Source organism: Micromonospora citrea, assembly GCF_900090315.1.
Classification (GTDB): domain Bacteria; phylum Actinomycetota; class Actinomycetes; order Mycobacteriales; family Micromonosporaceae; genus Micromonospora; species Micromonospora citrea.
Genome location: NZ_FMHZ01000002.1, coordinates 1,096,713 through 1,112,273, shown reverse-complemented (window position 1 = coordinate 1,112,273; position 15,561 = coordinate 1,096,713). Strand labels below are relative to the sequence as shown.

General features: G+C 75.5%; 13 protein-coding genes, 1 pseudogene and 1 riboswitch. Of the genes and pseudogenes, 12 read left to right on the top strand and 2 right to left on the bottom strand.

Annotated elements, in window-relative coordinates; genetic code table 11:
• Window positions 1–11: 11 nt before the first annotated feature.
• From rpoZ to GA0070606_RS33985, 10 genes and pseudogenes are all read left to right on the top strand, one after another.
• Window positions 12–275 carry a DNA-directed RNA polymerase subunit omega gene (rpoZ, locus tag GA0070606_RS05250; protein ID WP_007075826.1) on the top strand — a complete coding sequence of 88 codons (264 nt, stop codon included), beginning with the start codon at window positions 12–14 and terminating at the stop codon, window positions 273–275.
• Window positions 276–289: 14 nt separating this feature from the next.
• On the top strand, window positions 290–1,498 hold the full coding sequence (gene coaBC, locus GA0070606_RS05245; protein WP_091095562.1) for a bifunctional phosphopantothenoylcysteine decarboxylase/phosphopantothenate--cysteine ligase CoaBC: 1,209 nt from the start codon (window positions 290–292) through the stop codon (window positions 1,496–1,498).
• A 90-nt stretch (window positions 1,499–1,588) separates the two neighbouring features.
• Window positions 1,589–2,782: a methionine adenosyltransferase gene (metK, locus tag GA0070606_RS05240; RefSeq protein WP_091095560.1), complete on the top strand. Its 1,194-nt coding sequence runs from the start codon at window positions 1,589–1,591 to the stop codon at window positions 2,780–2,782.
• Window positions 2,783–2,847: 65 nt separating this feature from the next.
• Entirely contained in the window at window positions 2,848–4,965 is a 2,118-nt protein-coding gene (locus GA0070606_RS05235) for a primosomal protein N' (RefSeq protein ID WP_091095558.1), read from the top strand.
• 288 nt (window positions 4,966–5,253) lie between these two features.
• On the top strand, window positions 5,254–6,237 hold the full coding sequence (locus tag GA0070606_RS05230; protein ID WP_091095556.1) for an AAA family ATPase: 984 nt from the start codon (window positions 5,254–5,256) through the stop codon (window positions 6,235–6,237).
• 147 nt (window positions 6,238–6,384) lie between these two features.
• Window positions 6,385–7,656, top strand: coding sequence for a cytochrome P450 (locus tag GA0070606_RS05225; RefSeq protein WP_091095554.1), 1,272 nt, complete (start codon window positions 6,385–6,387; stop codon window positions 7,654–7,656).
• A gap of 43 nt (window positions 7,657–7,699) precedes the next feature.
• A complete protein-coding gene (def, locus tag GA0070606_RS05220) occupies window positions 7,700–8,260 on the top strand; it encodes a peptide deformylase (RefSeq protein WP_091095551.1) in 561 nt (186 codons plus the stop codon).
• 7 nt (window positions 8,261–8,267) lie between these two features.
• Window positions 8,268–9,194, top strand: coding sequence for a methionyl-tRNA formyltransferase (gene fmt / locus GA0070606_RS05215; RefSeq protein ID WP_091095548.1), 927 nt, complete (start codon window positions 8,268–8,270; stop codon window positions 9,192–9,194).
• Window positions 9,191–10,747, top strand: a complete 1,557-nt coding sequence (locus tag GA0070606_RS05210; protein ID WP_176737239.1) for an RsmB/NOP family class I SAM-dependent RNA methyltransferase — start codon at window positions 9,191–9,193, stop codon at window positions 10,745–10,747. Before fmt ends, GA0070606_RS05210 begins: the two co-directional genes overlap by 4 nt.
• 132 nt (window positions 10,748–10,879) lie before the next feature.
• Window positions 10,880–11,089: pseudogene (locus GA0070606_RS33985) on the top strand (helix-turn-helix domain-containing protein); the annotation flags it as partial.
• A gap of 443 nt (window positions 11,090–11,532) precedes the next feature.
• On the opposite strand, the gene GA0070606_RS05200 reads toward GA0070606_RS33985, so the two are convergent.
• On the bottom strand, window positions 11,533–12,423 hold the full coding sequence (locus tag GA0070606_RS05200; protein WP_091095544.1) for a septum formation family protein: 891 nt from the start codon (window positions 12,421–12,423) through the stop codon (window positions 11,533–11,535).
• Window positions 12,424–12,505: 82 nt separating this feature from the next.
• Window positions 12,506–13,393, bottom strand: a complete 888-nt coding sequence (locus GA0070606_RS05195) for a septum formation family protein (RefSeq protein ID WP_091107321.1) — start codon at window positions 13,391–13,393, stop codon at window positions 12,506–12,508.
• 241 nt (window positions 13,394–13,634) lie between these two features.
• On the opposite strand from GA0070606_RS05195, the gene rpe reads away from it, so the two are divergent.
• Together rpe and GA0070606_RS05185 are read left to right on the top strand one after the other, a co-directional pair.
• Window positions 13,635–14,315 (top strand): ribulose-phosphate 3-epimerase, encoded by a 681-nt coding sequence (rpe, locus tag GA0070606_RS05190; protein WP_091095542.1) that lies wholly within the window; start codon window positions 13,635–13,637, stop codon window positions 14,313–14,315.
• A gap of 1 nt (window position 14,316) precedes the next feature.
• A complete protein-coding gene (locus tag GA0070606_RS05185) occupies window positions 14,317–15,273 on the top strand; it encodes a GGDEF domain-containing response regulator (RefSeq protein ID WP_091095540.1) in 957 nt (318 codons plus the stop codon).
• Window positions 15,274–15,354: 81 nt separating this feature from the next.
• A riboswitch (FMN riboswitch) is annotated at window positions 15,355–15,528 on the top strand.
• Window positions 15,529–15,561: the final 33 nt, after the last annotated feature.

The following is a 15,561-nucleotide window of genomic DNA, read 5'->3' as shown; positions in this document are numbered from 1 at the left end:
GAGGTTAATTCGTGGGATCCATCGCAAACCCCGAAGGCATCACCAACCCGCCGATCGACGAGCTCCTCGAGAAGACGACGTCGAAGTACGCGCTGGTCATCTTCGCGGCCAAGCGCGCGCGCCAGGTCAACGCCTACTACAGCCAGCTCGGTGAGGGCCTGCTGGAGTACGTCGGCCCGCTGGTCGAGACCACCCCGCAGGAGAAGCCGCTCTCCATCGCCATGCGCGAGATCAACGCGGGCCTGCTCACCGCCGAGCCGACCGACCAGCCGTAATCCGCCCCGCGCCGATGTCCCCCCGGATCGTCCTCGGGGTCGGTGGCGGCATCGCCGCCTACAAGGCGTGCGAGCTGCTGCGGCTCTTCACCGAGTCCGGTCACCGGGTCCGGGTCGTGCCGACCGCGTCGGCGCTCCGCTTCGTCGGGGCGCCGACCTGGGCGGCGCTCTCCGGCCAGCCGGTCGCCGACGACGTCTGGTCCGACGTGCACGAGGTGCCGCACGTCCGGCTCGGCCAGCAGGCCGACCTCGTCGTGGTCGCGCCGGCCACCGCCGACCTGCTCGCCAAGGCCGCGCACGGTCTCGCCGACGACCTGCTCACCAACACGCTGCTCACCGCCCGATGCCCGGTCGTGCTGGCCCCGGCCATGCACACCGAGATGTGGGAGCACCCCGCCACGGTCGCCAACGTCGCGACGCTGCGCGCCCGGGGCGTCCGGGTGATCGAGCCCGCCGTCGGCCGGCTCACCGGAGCCGACACGGGCAAGGGGCGGCTGCCCGACCCGGCGGAGATCTTCGAGGTCGCCCGCCGGGCCCTGGCCCGGGGCGTCGCGGCCCCCGCCGACCTGGCCGGGCGGCACGTGGTGGTGACGGCGGGCGGCACCCGTGAGCCCCTCGACCCGGTGCGCTTCCTCGGCAACCGTTCCTCCGGCAAGCAGGGCTACGCCTTCGCCCGCTGCGCGGTCGCGCGGGGCGCCCGGGTCACCCTGGTCTCGGCCAACGTCTCGCTGCCCGACCCGGCCGGCGTCGACCTGGTCCGCGTCGGCACCACCGCCGAGCTGCGGGAGGCCACGCTGGCGGCGGCGGCCGAGGCCGACGTGGTCGTGATGGCGGCGGCTCCGGCGGATTTCCGCCCGGCGACCTACGCGGCTGGCAAAATCAAGAAGTCGGACGACGGCGAGGCGCCCACCATCGCGCTCGTCACCAACCCGGACATCGCCGCGGAGCTGGGCCGGCGCCGTCGCCCGGAGCAGGTGCTGGTGGTGTTCGCCGCCGAGACCGGCGACGCCGAGGCCAACGGGCGGGCCAAGCTCGCCCGCAAGCGGGCGGACCTCATCGTCATCAACGAGGTCGGCATCGACAAGGTCTTCGGCGCCGACACCAACGCGGCGACCGTCATCGGCGCGGACGGGTCGGTCAACCGGCTGCCCGAACAGTCCAAGGAGGATCTCGCCGACGGCGTCTGGGATCTCGTGGCGGCCCGGCTGCCCGGCCCTTCCTGACGGCTGGAACCGAGCATGACCGAAGGCCCCCGGCGCTGATCCGGATGACTAGACTTCCGCGGAACGACTTATCCACAAGCTAGGAGTGCCGTGACACGCCGCCTCTTCACTTCCGAATCGGTCACGGAAGGCCACCCGGACAAGATCGCCGACCAGATCAGCGACGGCATTCTCGACGCCCTGCTCACCGAGGACCCGCGCAGCCGGGTCGCGGTCGAGACCCTGATCACCACCGGCCAGGTGCACATCGCCGGCGAGGTGACCACCAAGGCGTACGCCGACATCCCGACCATCGTCCGCCGGACCATCCTCGACATCGGCTACGACTCGTCGAAGAAGGGCTTCGACGGCGCCTCCTGCGGCGTCAGCGTCTCCATCGGCGCCCAGTCGGAGGACATCGCCCAGGGCGTCGACAACGCCTTCGAGCTGCGTACCGGGGCGTCGGAGAGCGCGCTGGACGCCCAGGGCGCCGGCGACCAGGGCATGATGTTCGGCTTCGCGTGCTCCGAGACGCCCGAGCTGATGCCGCTGCCGATCGCGCTGGCGCACCGGCTGGCGCGCCGGCTGGCGCAGGTCCGCAAGGACGGCATCATCCCCTACCTGCGCCCCGACGGCAAGACCCAGGTCACCATCGAGTACGAGGGGCTGCGCCCCGTCCGGCTCAACACGGTGGTCGTCTCCAGTCAGCACGCGGCCGACATCTCGCTGGACTCGCTGCTCACCCCCGACGTGCGCGAGCACGTCATCGGCCCGGAGCTGGAGAGCCTGGAGCTGGACACCGAGGGCTACCGGCTGCTGGTCAACCCGACCGGTCGCTTCGAGATCGGCGGGCCGATGGGCGACGCCGGCCTGACCGGTCGCAAGATCATCGTCGACACCTACGGCGGGTACGCCCGGCACGGCGGCGGCGCGTTCTCCGGCAAGGACCCGTCGAAGGTGGACCGCTCCGCGGCGTACGCGACCCGCTGGGTGGCCAAGAACGTGGTCGCCGCCGGCCTGGCCGAGCGGTGCGAGGTGCAGGTCGCGTACGCGATCGGCAAGGCCCACCCGGTCAGCCTCTTCGTCGAGACGTTCGGCACCGAGACCGTGCCGGTCGCCTCGATCGAGAAGGCCGTCACCGAGGTCTTCGACCTGCGCCCGGCCGCCATCATCCGGGACCTCAACCTGCTCCGCCCGATCTACCAGCAGACCGCCGCCTACGGCCACTTCGGCCGGGAGCTGCCGGATCTGACCTGGGAGAGCACCGACCGGGCCGCCGACCTCAAGTCGGCCGCGGGAGCCTGACCGGCACCAGGCGCAGCGACCGGCGACCCGCGCAGGGGTCGCCGGTCGCTCGCGTCTGCGTCGACGTGCCCCTGGCGCACCTGGACCGCCCGTTCGACTACCTCGTCCCGGCCGAGCTGGACGCCGACGCCGTCCCCGGCACGCGGGTGAAGGTCCGCTTCGCGGGGCAGCTCGTCGACGGCTGGCTGCTGGAGCGGGCCGACGACTCCGGGCACACCGGCCGCCTGGCGTACCTGGAGAAGGTCGTCTCGCCGGAGCCCGTGCTGGCTCCGGAGGTCGCCCGGCTCGCCCGGGCGGTGGCCGACCGCTACGCCGGCAGCCTCGCCGACGTGCTCCGCCTCGCCGTGCCGCCCCGGCACGCCCGGGTGGAGAAGGACGTCCGCGCCCGGTCCGGGGCGGCGGCCGGTGCGGACGGCGCGCCGGGCGACGAAGCCTCGCCCGAGGTCGGGTCCGCGGCCGCGCCCGACGTCCCGGCGACACCCGAGGTCGGGTCCGCGGCCGGCGCGGACGCGCCGGCCGTGTCCGAGGTCCGGACCGGTGCCGACGGCCCGCCCGCGCCCTCGGCCGTGGTCGAGCCCGTGCCCGCGTCCGGGGCCGCGCCGGGCGGGGCGCCGCCCCCGGTGGCCGCGCCCGGCCCGGCCGCCTGGGAGGACTACCCGGCCGGGCCGGCCCTGCTCCGGGCGCTCGCCGACGGGCGGGCACCCCGGGCGGTCTGGTCTGCGCTGCCCGGGGAGGACTGGCCCGCCCGCTACGCCGAGGCGGTCGCCGCGACCGTGGCCGGCGGCCGGGGCGCGGTCGTCGTGGTCGCCGACAACCGCGACCTGGACCGCCTCGACGCCGCCCTGCGCGCCGCCCTCGGCCCGGGGCGGCACGTCTGCCTCTCCGCCGCCCTCGGTCCCGCCCGGCGCTACCGGGCGTTCCTCGCCGCCCGGCGCGGCGACGTGCCCGTCGTGGTCGGCACCCGGGCCGCGATGTTCGCCCCGGTCGCCCGGCTCGGCCTGGTGGCGATCTGGGACGACGGCGACGACCTGCACGCCGAGCCCCGGGCCCCCTACCCGCACGCCCGGGAGGTGCTGCTCACCCGCGCCCAGCTCGGCGACGCGGCCGCCCTGGTCGGCGGGTTCGCCCGCACGGCCGAGGCGCAGCTGCTGGTGGAGACCGGGTGGGCCCGCGAGGTGGTGGCCGACCGTGCCACGCTGCGGGCCCGGATGCCGGCGATCGCGCCCACCGGCGACGACCCGCAGCTGGCCCGGGACCCGGGGGCCGCCACCGCCCGGCTGCCCAGCCTGGCGTGGACCACCGCCCGCGAGGCGCTGCGGGCGGACCTGCCGGTGCTGGTGCAGGTGCCCCGCCGCGGCTACCTGCCGTCGGTCGCCTGCGCCGACTGCCGTACCCCGGCCCGGTGCCCGCACTGCGCCGGGCCGCTCGCCCTGCCGTCAGCGACCGGCACCCCCGCCTGCCGCTGGTGCGGGCGGGTCGCCGCCGCGTACGCCTGCCCGGAGTGCGGGGGGCGGCGGCTGCGCGCCTCCGTCACCGGCGCCCGGCGCACCGCGGAGGAACTGGGGCGGGCCTTTCCCGGCGTGCCGGTGCGCACCTCGGGTCGCGAGGAGGTGCTGGCCACGGTGCCCGGCGGCGCCGGTCTGGTCATCGCCACCCCGGGCGCGGAGCCGGTCGCCGAGGGCGGCTTCGGCGCGGTGCTCCTGCTGGACTCGTGGGCCCTGCTGACCCGGGCCGACCTGCGGGCGGGGGAGGAGGCGCTGCGCCGCTGGCTGGCCGCCGCCGCGCTGGCCCGCCCCGCGGCCGCGGGCGGCCGGGTGGTGGTGGTCGCCGACGGCGCCCTCGCCCCGGTGCAGGCGCTGCTGCGCTGGGACGCCGCGTGGTTCGCGGCCCGGGAGCTGGCCGAGCGGCGGGAGCTGGGTTTCCCGCCGGCGGTGCGGATGGCCAGCGTGACCGGGCCACCGGCGGCGGTGGCCGACCTGCTGGCGGAGGCCCGGCTCCCGGCCGAGGCCGAGCTGCTGGGCCCGGTGCCGGCCGACGGGGAGCGGGAGCGGATGCTGGTCCGGGTGCCCCGGGCCCGGGCGGCCGCGATGGCCGACGCGCTGCACTCGGCGGCGGGCGTGCGCACGGCGCGCAAGGCCGCCGACCCGGTCCGCCTCCAGGTGGACCCGCTCAGCCTCTTCTGACGATCCCACCCGGCGATCCCACCGGGGCGCCGGTCGTGATTCGCCGCACGGTCGCGCCGGTGTCGCCGCTCCACCGGGCCGCCGTCGCACGCCGTGTCCGGGGAAACGCCGGCGAGCGGGTGATAGCATCGCCCGTCATGCCCGGGCGTACGAGGGCTCCAGGTCGCGGCTCGGCGCCGGTTCGCGCCGAGCCGGGGGTCGTCGCAGGATCGCGCGACGGTGGCGGGAGCGCGTCGGTCCGGCGGTGTCGATGATGTCAGTCAGCCGGTGATCAGGGGTGGACCAGTCGTGACCGTTCGTCAGTCGATCGTCTTCAATGGTGACCTCGGCAGCGGCAAGAGCACCGTCTCGGTGGAGATCGCCAAGCGGCTCGGCCTGCGCCGGGTGAGCGTCGGCGACCTCTACCGGCAGATGGCGCAGGAGCGGCAGATGACGGCGCTGCAGCTCAACCTGCACGCCGAGCTGGACCAGGCCGTCGACGGCTACGTCGACCAGCTCCAGCGGGACATCGCCGCCTCCGGCGAGCGGCTGGTCATGGACTCCCGGCTGGCCTGGCACTTCTTCACCGACGCGCTCAAGGTGCACATGATCACCGAGCCGGGCGAGGCGGCCCGCCGGGTGCTCGCCCGCCCCTCGGGCCCGGCGGAGAGCTACACCTCGCTGGAGGAGGCCAAGGCCAAGCTGCGGGAGCGCAGCGAGAGCGAGCGGGGCCGGTTCATCGTCCGCTACGGGGTGGACAAGGCCCGGCTGCGCAACTACGACCTGATCTGCGACACGACCCGCGCCCCGGCCGCCGAGGTCATCGAGCACATCATCGACGCGTACGAGGGCCGGCTCTGCGCGGACGTGCTGCGCGACGCCCCGCCGCTGCTGCTGCTCGACCCGGCCCGGGTCTACCCGACCGAGGACGTGGCCGCCCTGCGCGATCTGTGGGACTCGGAGTTCGTCGGGGAGGTGGCCGCGGCCGGCGACGAGGCGCTGGAGCCGCTGCGCATCGGCTACACGGGGGAGTACTTCTTCGTCGTCGACGGGCACCGCCGGCTCAGCGCCGCTCTGCAGAACGGCTTCCGCCTGGTGCCGGCCCGGCTCGTGGCGGAGGTGGACGAGCCGGTGGTCGGCGGGATGAGCGCCATCGACTACTTCGCCGCCCAGGCCCGGCCCAGCCTGATCCACGACTGGGAGGCCGCCCACTCCATCGAGCTGCCGCTTCCCGAGCACGCCCTGCTCGGCGGCGGCGCGGTGCTGGCCGGGGAGCCGGGCACCGGCGCCTGACCCGGCCACGGCCGGACCGGCGCGGAAACGGCCGCCCCGACCGTCGCGCCGACCGGGCGACCGTCGCGGCCGCCGGCCGGCGGGACAGCCGTCGGGCGGCGTACGAGGCATGATGAAGTCGTTCGATCCCCGGCGGGAGGATGGACGATGGACGCTGCCGAGGCCCTCGGCCTGCTCATGTCGCCGCAGGGGCGGGTCGACCCCTATCCGACGTACGAGCGGCTGCGCGCCCACGGGCCGGTGGCCCAGGCCGGGCCGGCGATCTACGCGGTCACCGGCTACGCCGAGGCCGACGAGATACTGCGCGACCCCCGGTTCGGGGTGCTCGACGAGCCCCTGCGCGACCAGTTCCTGCCCGGCTGGCGCGACAGCCCCGCCATCACGTCGATCTCCCGGTCGATGCTGCGCACCAACCCGCCGGACCACAGCCGGATGCGCCGGCTCGCGGCCGGCACCTTCACCCCGCGCCGGATCGCCGCCATGCGGGACGTGGTGGCGGCCCAGGCCGACGAGCTGGTCGACGCGATGGCGGCGCGGGGCGCCGGCGGGGAGCCGGTCGACTTCCTCACCGAGTTCGCGTACCCGCTGCCCGTCGGGGTGATCTGCACGCTGCTCGGCGTGCCGGGGGCGGACCGGCCGCTGTTCCGGCGCTGGGCGGCGGACCTGACCGGCGTCCTGGAGCCGGAGATCACCCCGGACGAGCTGGCCGTGGCCGACCGCGGCGCGACCGAGCTGCGTGACTACTTCGCCGAGCTGGTGGGGGCCCGCCGGCGCGCGCCCACCGACGACCTGACCACCGCGCTGGTGCAGGCGCACGACGCCGACGGCGGCCGGCTCTCCGGCGACGAGCTGCTGGCCAACCTCGTGGTGCTGCTGGTCGCCGGCTTCGAGACGACCACCAACCTGCTGGGTAACGGCCTGGTCGTGCTGCTGGAGCATCCGCGCGAGGCCGACGCGCTGCGCGGGCACCCGGAGTTCGCTCCCGGCCACGTCGAGGAGCTGCTCCGCTACGACTCGCCAGTGCAGCTCACCACCCGGATCAGCGACGCGCCGGCGACCGTGGGCGGCGTCGAGGTGCCCGCCGGCGCCTGGGTCCTGCTGCTGCTCGGCGCGGCCAACCGGGACCCCCGGCGCTACCCGGAGCCGCAGCGGTTCGACCCGTGGCGTCCGCAGAGCCACCCGCTCTCCTTCGGCGCCGGCCCGCACTACTGCCTCGGGGCCGGCCTGGCCCGGCTGGAGGCGCAGGTCGCATTCCCGCTGCTGCTGCGCCGGCTGCCCGGGCTGGCGTTGGCCGGCCGGCCCCGGCACCGGGCCCGGTTGACCCTGCGCGGCTACGAGACCCTTCCGGTGACCACCGACACGGCATCGGCCCCGCCGCATCCCGGTACGCCGGCCGGGGCGGCTCCCGGCACTCCGTAGACTGGTACGGCACCACGCCGTCCAGCCGAAGGAGCCACGCCGAGTGACCGTCCAGCCCATCCGTCTGTTCGGGGATCCGGTGCTGCGCACGCCGGCCGATCCGGTGGTCGACTTCGACGCCGAGCTGCGCAAGCTCATCGCGGACCTGACCGACACGATGCGCGAGCAGAACGGCGCCGGCCTGGCCGCGCCGCAGCTCGGTGTGGGCCTGCGGGTGTTCACCTTCGACGTTGACGACGTGCTCGGCCACCTGGTCAACCCGGTGCTGGAGTTTCCCGACGAGGAGGAGCAGGACGGCCCGGAGGGCTGCCTGTCCATCCCGGGCCTCTACTTCGACACCAAGCGCCGGCAGAACGTCATCGCCAAGGGCTTCAACGGCTACGGCGACCCGCTGCAGATCGTCGGCACCGGCCTGATGGCGCGCTGCGTGCAGCACGAGACCGACCACCTCGACGGGGTGCTCTTCGTGGACCGGCTGGACCCGGCCGGGCGCAAGGAGGCGATGAAGGCGATCCGCCAGGCGGAGTGGTACGACCCGGCCGCCCCGCCCACGGTCAAGCTCAACCCGCACGCCTCCAGCAGCCCCTTCGGCCTGGGGCGGTGAGCCGCCCGTGCGCGTGATCTTCGCCGGCACCCCGGCCGTCGCCGTGCCCGCCCTGGCCGCCGTGGCGGCCTCGCGGCACGAGCTGGTCGCCGTTGTCACCCGACCGGACGCGCCCGCCGGGCGTGGCCGAGGGCTGTCCCGTTCCCCGGTCGGCGCCTGGGCCGACGAGCACGGCGTCGAGGTGCTCACCCCGGCCCGCCCCCGCGAGCCCGAGTTCCTGGACCGCCTGCGCGCGCTGGCCCCGGACTGCGTCCCCGTGGTGGCCTACGGCGCGCTGGTGCCGCCGGCCGCCCTGGAGATCCCCCGGCACGGGTGGATCAACCTGCACTTCTCGCTGCTGCCCGCCTGGCGCGGGGCGGCGCCCGTCCAGCACGCGGTGCTGCACGGCGACGAGCTGACCGGCGCCAGCGTCTTCCAGCTCGAGGAGGGCCTGGACACGGGCCCGGTCTACGGCACGCTCACCGACGAGATCCGCCCGGCCGACACCTCCGGCGACCTGCTGGAGCGGCTCGCCCACTCCGGCGCGGGCCTGCTGGTCGCCGTCCTCGACGCGATCGACGACGGCACGGCGCGGGCCGAGCCGCAGCCCGCCGACGGGGTGTCGCTGGCGCCGAAGCTGACCGTGGAGGACGCCCGGGTGCGCTGGTCGGATCCCGCGTTCGCCGTGGACCGGCGGATCCGGGCCTGCACGCCGGCCCCGGGCCCGTGGACGACGTTCCGGGGCGAGCGGGTCAAGCTCGGCCCGGTCGCGCCGGTGGCCGACGGCCCCGAGCTGAAGCCGGGCGAGCTGCTGGTCGAGAAGTCCCGGGTGCTGGCCGGCACGGCCACCGTGCCGGTGCGGCTCGGCGAGGTGCGGGCCGCGGGCAAGCGGGCCATGGCGGCGACGGACTGGGCGCGCGGCGCCCGGGTCGCGGCGGGGGAGGAACTCGCGTGACGGGCCCCGAGCGGCCCGCCGGCGACCGTTTCCCCGCCGACCGGCGCGGCGAGCGTGCCGGCGGTGGCCGGCCCGCCGGTGGGCACGGTGAACGCCCCGCGGACGGCCGGCGCGGCGAGCGGCCAACGCAGGGCGGCCGGTGGGGCGCCCGCCCCGGCGGCGACCGGCGCGACGGCGGGCGCCGCCCGGCCCGACCGGCCGTGGACCTGCCGCGCCAGGTGGCGTACGAGGCCGTCGCGGCGGTGCACCGGGACGACGCGTACGCCAACCTCGTGCTCCCGTCGCTGCTGCGCGACGCCGGGCTGACCGGCCGGGACGCGGCCTTCGCCACCGAGCTGACCTACGGCACGCTGCGTCACCTCGGCACCCTCGACGCGATCCTCACCGACGCCGCCGGGCGGGACGTGCAGCGCATCGACCCGCCGGTGCGCGACGCGCTGCGGATCGGGGCGTACCAGCTCCTGCACACCCGGGTGCCGGCGCACGCGGCGGTCTCCTCGACCGTCGACCTGGTCCGTGCCGTCGGTCCCGGTGCGACGGGATTCGCCAACGCGGTGCTGCGGGAGGTCGCCGGCCGGGACGCCGACGCCTGGGTGGCCAAGCTCGCCCCGCCGATGGAGAGCGACCCGGTCGGGCACCTGGCGCTGGCGTACAGCCATCCGCAGTGGATCGTGCGGGCCTTCGCCGAGGCGCTCGGCGGCGACCTCGGCGAGACCGCCCGGCTGCTCATCGAGGACAACGAACGCCCGCCGGTGCACCTGTGCGCCCGGCCCGGGCTGGCCGACCCGACCGAGCTGGCCGACGAGGTCGGCGGCGCGCCGGGGGCGTTCTCCCCGTACGCCGTCTATCTCTCCGGCGGCGCGCCCGGCGACCTGCCGGCGCTGGGGCAGGGCCGGGCCCACGTGCAGGACGAGGGCTCCCAACTGGTGGCCAACGCCCTGGCGGTGGCCCCGCTGGACGGCCCGGACGGGCGCTGGCTCGACCTGTGCGCCGGCCCGGGCGGCAAGTCCGGCCTGCTCGGCGCGCTCGCCGCGCAGCGGGACGCGCGGCTGACCGCCGTCGAGGTCTCGGAGCACCGGGCCCGGCTGGTCGCCCAGGCCACCCGGGGTCTGCCGGTGAACGTGCTGAACACCGACGGCCGCACGGTCGGCGCCGACCCGAAGCTGCCGGAGGCGCACTTCGACCGGGTGCTGGTCGACGCCCCCTGCACGGGGCTGGGCTCGCTGCGTCGCCGGCCGGAGTCCCGCTGGCGGCGCGAGCCGTCGGACCTGCCGCCGCTGACCCGGTTGCAGCGCGAGCTGCTCACGGCGGCGCTGCGGGCGGCGCGCCCGGGCGGCCTGGTCGCCTACGTGACATGCTCCCCGCACACCGTGGAGACGCACGTGACGGTGACCGAGGCGGCCCGCCGCTCCGGCGTGCCTGTCGACTTCGTCGACGCCCGGCCGCTGCTGCCGAAGGGGATGCCCGGTCTCGGCGACGGGCCGACGGTGCAGCTCTGGCCGCACCGGCACGGCACCGACGCGATGTTCCTGGCGGTGCTGCGCCGGGGCTGACCGGCCCGCCCCGGCGGTCGACCAGCGGCGTGGACCGCCCCGGACCACATTGACCAGGCCCGTTTTCCGCTCCTGTAGTGCTGCACCACCCGGATCCGGGAGGGCCGCCCAGGACGGGCACGGGAGGGGCTGATGGACGCCGAGGAGGCCGCCGCGGCGCGGTCGTGGGTGGAGTTCGGACGGGAACTGCGGTGGTGGCGGCGTGCCGCCGGCCTCACCCAGTCGCAGCTCGGCCAGCGCGTGGGCTACCACCACAGCGTGATCAGCCGGGTGGAGAGCGGGCGGCGCGAACCGCCGGCCGGGCTGGTCCGGCGGCTCGACGACGTGCTGGCCGCCAACGGCGCGCTGGTCGCGCTCGAGGCCAACCGGGCGCCGCGTGGCGCCACCGCGTCGGCCGGTGACCCGACGTTGTTCGCCGCGACACCCGGCGTCCTCACCGCGGACGGCGTGACCCCACCGGGTGTCGCGGTCTGGCCCACCCGGCTGCCGTACGCCGGCGTCGCCTGCCCGCTGCACGGCGACGCCGGCTGCGCGGTCCCGGCTCCCGGCGACGTGCTGACCACCGTCGCCGGGCTCGTCCGGCGCCGGCGGAGCTGCCCACCGAACCGGTCACCGACCTCGTGCACGGGCTGGCCGCGCTGCTGCCGGGCTACACGCAGGCCACCGCGGAGCACGTCTCGACCGACGTCGTGGGCTCCATCGAGGGCGTGCGATGGCCGTCGCGCGCCCTGGTGGTCGGGCGGGTTGCCGGATCGGGTGGTCACCTGTCGGTGGCCGCCCCTCGGTCAGGTGACCGGCAGGCCCTTCGTGCCGGCGCCCTTCATCGACCGGGTCAGGTTGCGGTCGCTGACCCAGAGGAAGCACTGCACGCCCCGGTTGCCGTTGCGCCACTCCCGCTCGAACGGGTGGTAGAAGATGGTGCCGGCCCGGTACTGCAGGTCGCTGTTGTTCGGCACCTTGGCGTATTTGGCGACCAGCCCGCGGCACGCCCGGTGCACCTTGAGGCTGTCCCGGCTGAAGGCCTCGTAGCTGGTGTCCGGGGCCCGCCACACGCCGACGAACTCGGCGTGGTGCTTGCTGGTGCAGGCCACCGGCACCATCTCCCGGACGTCGTCGTCGCTGACCTTCGGGTTGAAGCACCGGTGGGCCAGCGGCGCCGCGCCGGCCAGGGCGCCCTTCAGGCTGCCCGTCCGGGCCTTCGCGTGCGCCTCGTCGAGGCTGGTCCGCTCGCTGAGGTCGCAGCGGAACCAGCGGGCGCCGCCGCCCCACGCCCGCGGCGACGGCAGCACCACGCTCAGCCCGAGCCGGCCGGAGCGCCAGTCCCCGCCGACCACCTCGTTGACCTTCGTGTCGCACTCTGCCCGGGCGGCGCGCATGCCGGCCGAGCCGGCCGGCGGGGGCGTGGTGCGCTCGGCCGCCGCCCCGGTCAGCGTGCCGACGTGCACCGTCTCCGCCTGGTGGGAGGCGGCGCAGTCGACCGGGTTGTAGGCGGTGAGGTAGCCGACCTCCTGCACGACCGTGTGGCAGACGCCGGAGGCGGGGACGAAGGCCTGCGGGGCGGCGGGCGCCGGCCAGTCGTCGGTGAGGTTCCCGTCGGTGCCGGCAGGGGCGCCGCAGCCGGCGAGCGCCAGGGCCGCCGCCGCGCCGGCCGCCGCCGCGGTCCACCTCCGTCGCATCGCCCGACCTCCCGCCGATCGTGGTCCGGCGGGCGTGGATGCGGCCGGACACGCCACGGTGCGGCAGCATACGGCACCGCGCTCAGATCGCGGGGAGTCCCTTCGGCCCGGCGCCGCGCATCGAACGGGTCAGCTTCCGGTCGTCGCTCCACAGGAAACACCGCACCCCGCGGTCGCCCTCGTTCCACTCCCGCTCCGACGGGGGATAGAAGATGGATCCCGCCCGGTACGGCAGGTCGCTGTTGTTGGGCACGTCGGCGAAGGCGGCGATCAGCGCCATGCAGCGGGTGTGCGTCCGCCGGTGGGACCGCTGGAACTCCGCCCAGGTCATGTCGCGTTCGGCGTACACGCCGACGAACTCGGCCCGGTGCGGCTCGGTGCAGAGCACCGGGGCCATGTAGTTGAGGTTCTGGCCGATCAGCTTGGGGTCGAAGCAGCGGTGGATCAGCGGCGAGTCGCCGATCATCGCGCCCCGCAGGCTGCCCGTGCGGTTCACCGGCCGGGTGTTGTCGATGCTGTCGGTCTCGCTCAGGTCGCAGCGGAACCAGCGGGCGCCGCCGCGCCACGCGGGCGCCGACGGCAGGGCGACGTTCAGGGTGATCCGGGCCGCGTGCCAGTCGCCGCCGAGCACCTCCCGGGCGCGCTGGTCGCACTCGGCGCGGGCGGGGCGCAGCCCGGGCGAACCCGGGGCGGGCCGGTCGCCCGCCGCGGCGGCACCGGTGAACGTGCCGACGTGGACGGCCTCGGCGAGGTGGTTGCGGGAGCAGTCGACCACCTCGTGGGTGCCGGCCTGCACGGTCGCGGTGATCCGGGGGAGGCAGATGTCGGCGGCCGGCACGAACGGTCGCGGCGCGCCCAGCGTCGGCCAGTCGTCGGTGAGGTCGGCGTCGGACCCGCCCGGCCCCGTGCAGCCGGCCAGCAGGGTCGTCACCGAGCCGGCCAGCGCCAGCGCCGCGAGCCACCGTCGCATCATCCGCCCTTTCCGGGTGCCGACGCCTCGACCGCCGCCCGCCACGCGGGGCTGGCGGCACCCGTCACCGTCCCCCATGGAGTCTCGCCGCGTTCCCGCCGTCCGGCCAGTCGCGGCCGGCCCTTCGTCCGGTTTCGCCCGGCCCGGACGGCAATTGTGCACCATTGGTCACTGCCGGGTCACCCGGCGTCCCCGCCGGTGGCGCTGCGGGGGCCGCCGGCCGCGTTCGTACACTGGCCCGGTGACCGTACCGCCGCCGATCGTCGCGCCCAGCATCCTCGCCGCCGATTTCGCCCGCCTCGCCGAAGAGGTCCGCGCCGTCGAGAACGCCGCGGACTGGTTGCACGTGGATGTCATGGACAACCACTTCGTGCCCAACCTGACCATCGGGCTGCCCGTGGTGCAGAGCCTGCGGGCCGCCACCGAGCTGCCCTTCGACGTGCACCTGATGATCGAGGATCCGCGCCGCTGGGCGCCCGGCTACGCCGACGCCGGGGCGTACAACGTCACGTTCCACGCCGAGGCGTGCGACGACCCGGTGGCGCTGGCCAAGGACCTCCGCTCGGCCGGCGCCAAGGCCGGGCTGGCGATCGACCGGGACACCCCGATCGAGCCGTACCTGGAGCTGCTGCCGAGCTTCGACACGCTGCTGATCATGACGATCAAGGCCGGCTTCGGCGGGCAGCGCTTCATCCCGCAGCTGCTGGACAAGGTGCGCGCCGCCCGCCGCCACGTCGACGCCGGGCACCTCGAGCTGCGCATCGAGGTCGACGGCGGGATCGCCGCCGACACCATCGAGCAGGCGGCCGAGGCCGGGGCGGACGCCTTCGTCGCCGGCACCGCCGTCTACGGCGCCGACGACCCCGCCGAGGCCGTCCGGAAGCTGCGGGCACTCGCGGAACGCGCCGCCCCCGGGGCCTGACGTGGAGCCCGCCGGCGACCGCAAGGACATCATCCTCGTCGTCGACGACGACGAGGACATCGCGCGCTTCGTCGAGTTCAACCTGCGGCTGCACGGCTTCGAGGTGATCCACGCCAGCGACGGGCAGGAGGCGCTCGAGGTGATCGAGCGCCAGCGTCCCGACCTGGCGGTGGTCGACCTGATGATGCCGCGCGTCGACGGGCTGGAGCTGACCCGACGGCTGCGCGCCGACCCGATGACCTCGGCCCTGCCGGTGATCATGCTGACCGCGAAGGGCATGACGGTGGACAAGGTGCACGGGCTCAGCGCCGGCGCCGACGACTACCTGGTCAAGCCCTTCGACACCGCCGAGCTGGTGGCCCGGGTCAGCTCGACCCTGCGGCGCAACAAGGAGTTCCGCGAGGTCTCCCCGCTGACCGGGCTGCCCGGCAACAGCCGGATCCGCCGGGAGATCTCCGACCGGGTCCGCAGCGGCGTCGACTACGCCGTCGGCTACATCGACATCGACCGGTTCAAGAGCGTCAACGACCGGTACGGCTTCGTGCGCGGCGACGACTTCATCTCCGCCCTGGCCCGCAGCCTGCACCGGGCGGTGGTCTCGGTGGGGCTGCCGCCGGCCTTCCTCGGCCACGTCGGCGGCGACGACTTCGTCATCGTCTGCACCCCGGAGCAGGTACGGCCGCTCACCTCCCGGGTCTCCGCCGACTTCGAGAAGGCCGCCGACTCGCTCTACGACCCCGCCGACGCGGCGCGAGGCTACGTGGAGCTGAAGGACCGCCGGGGCAACATCCGGCGTGCCGCCCTCGTCACCCTCTCCATCGGTGTCTCCATCTCCGACGCCGACAAGCGGTTCACCGACCCGCTGGAGGCCATCGCGGTCGCCTCCGAGATGAAGACGGTGGCCAAGAGCCAGCCCGGCTCGTACGTTGCGGTGGACCGGCGGCGCGGGGTCACGTGAGGCGGATATTCCCGCTGTGAAGTAGCTCGCCTCGGTGGCGACACCCCCCGCCGGGCGTGTAAGACTGCCGGTGTACCCACCACGCGCTGGCGGGACTCGGTGTAATTCCGAACCGGCGGTGATCCACGGCGTGACCGTGGTAAGCCCGCGACCCGGTCGGCCTCGTGCCACCGGTGGACCTGGTGAGAATCCGGGGCCGACGGTTGGGAGCGGGCAATCCCCGCCCCCAGACAGTCCGGATGGGAGACAGCGCGCGGGACGGACGGGCCCTGCCCGGCCGCTGACCTC

Bases quoted from the DNA above. Each gene is read 5' to 3' on its own strand.
- coaBC (WP_091095562.1), top strand. From the start codon at position 290: ATGTCCCCCCGGATCGTCCTCGGGGTCGGTGGCGGCATCGCCGCCTAC.
- GA0070606_RS05225 (WP_091095554.1), top strand. From the start codon at position 6,385: ATGGACGCTGCCGAGGCCCTCGGCCTGCTCATGTCGCCGCAGGGGCGG.
- GA0070606_RS05200 (WP_091095544.1), bottom strand. From the start codon at position 12,423: ATGCGACGGAGGTGGACCGCGGCGGCGGCCGGCGCGGCGGCGGCCCTG.
- GA0070606_RS05195 (WP_091107321.1), bottom strand. From the start codon at position 13,393: ATGCGACGGTGGCTCGCGGCGCTGGCGCTGGCCGGCTCGGTGACGACC.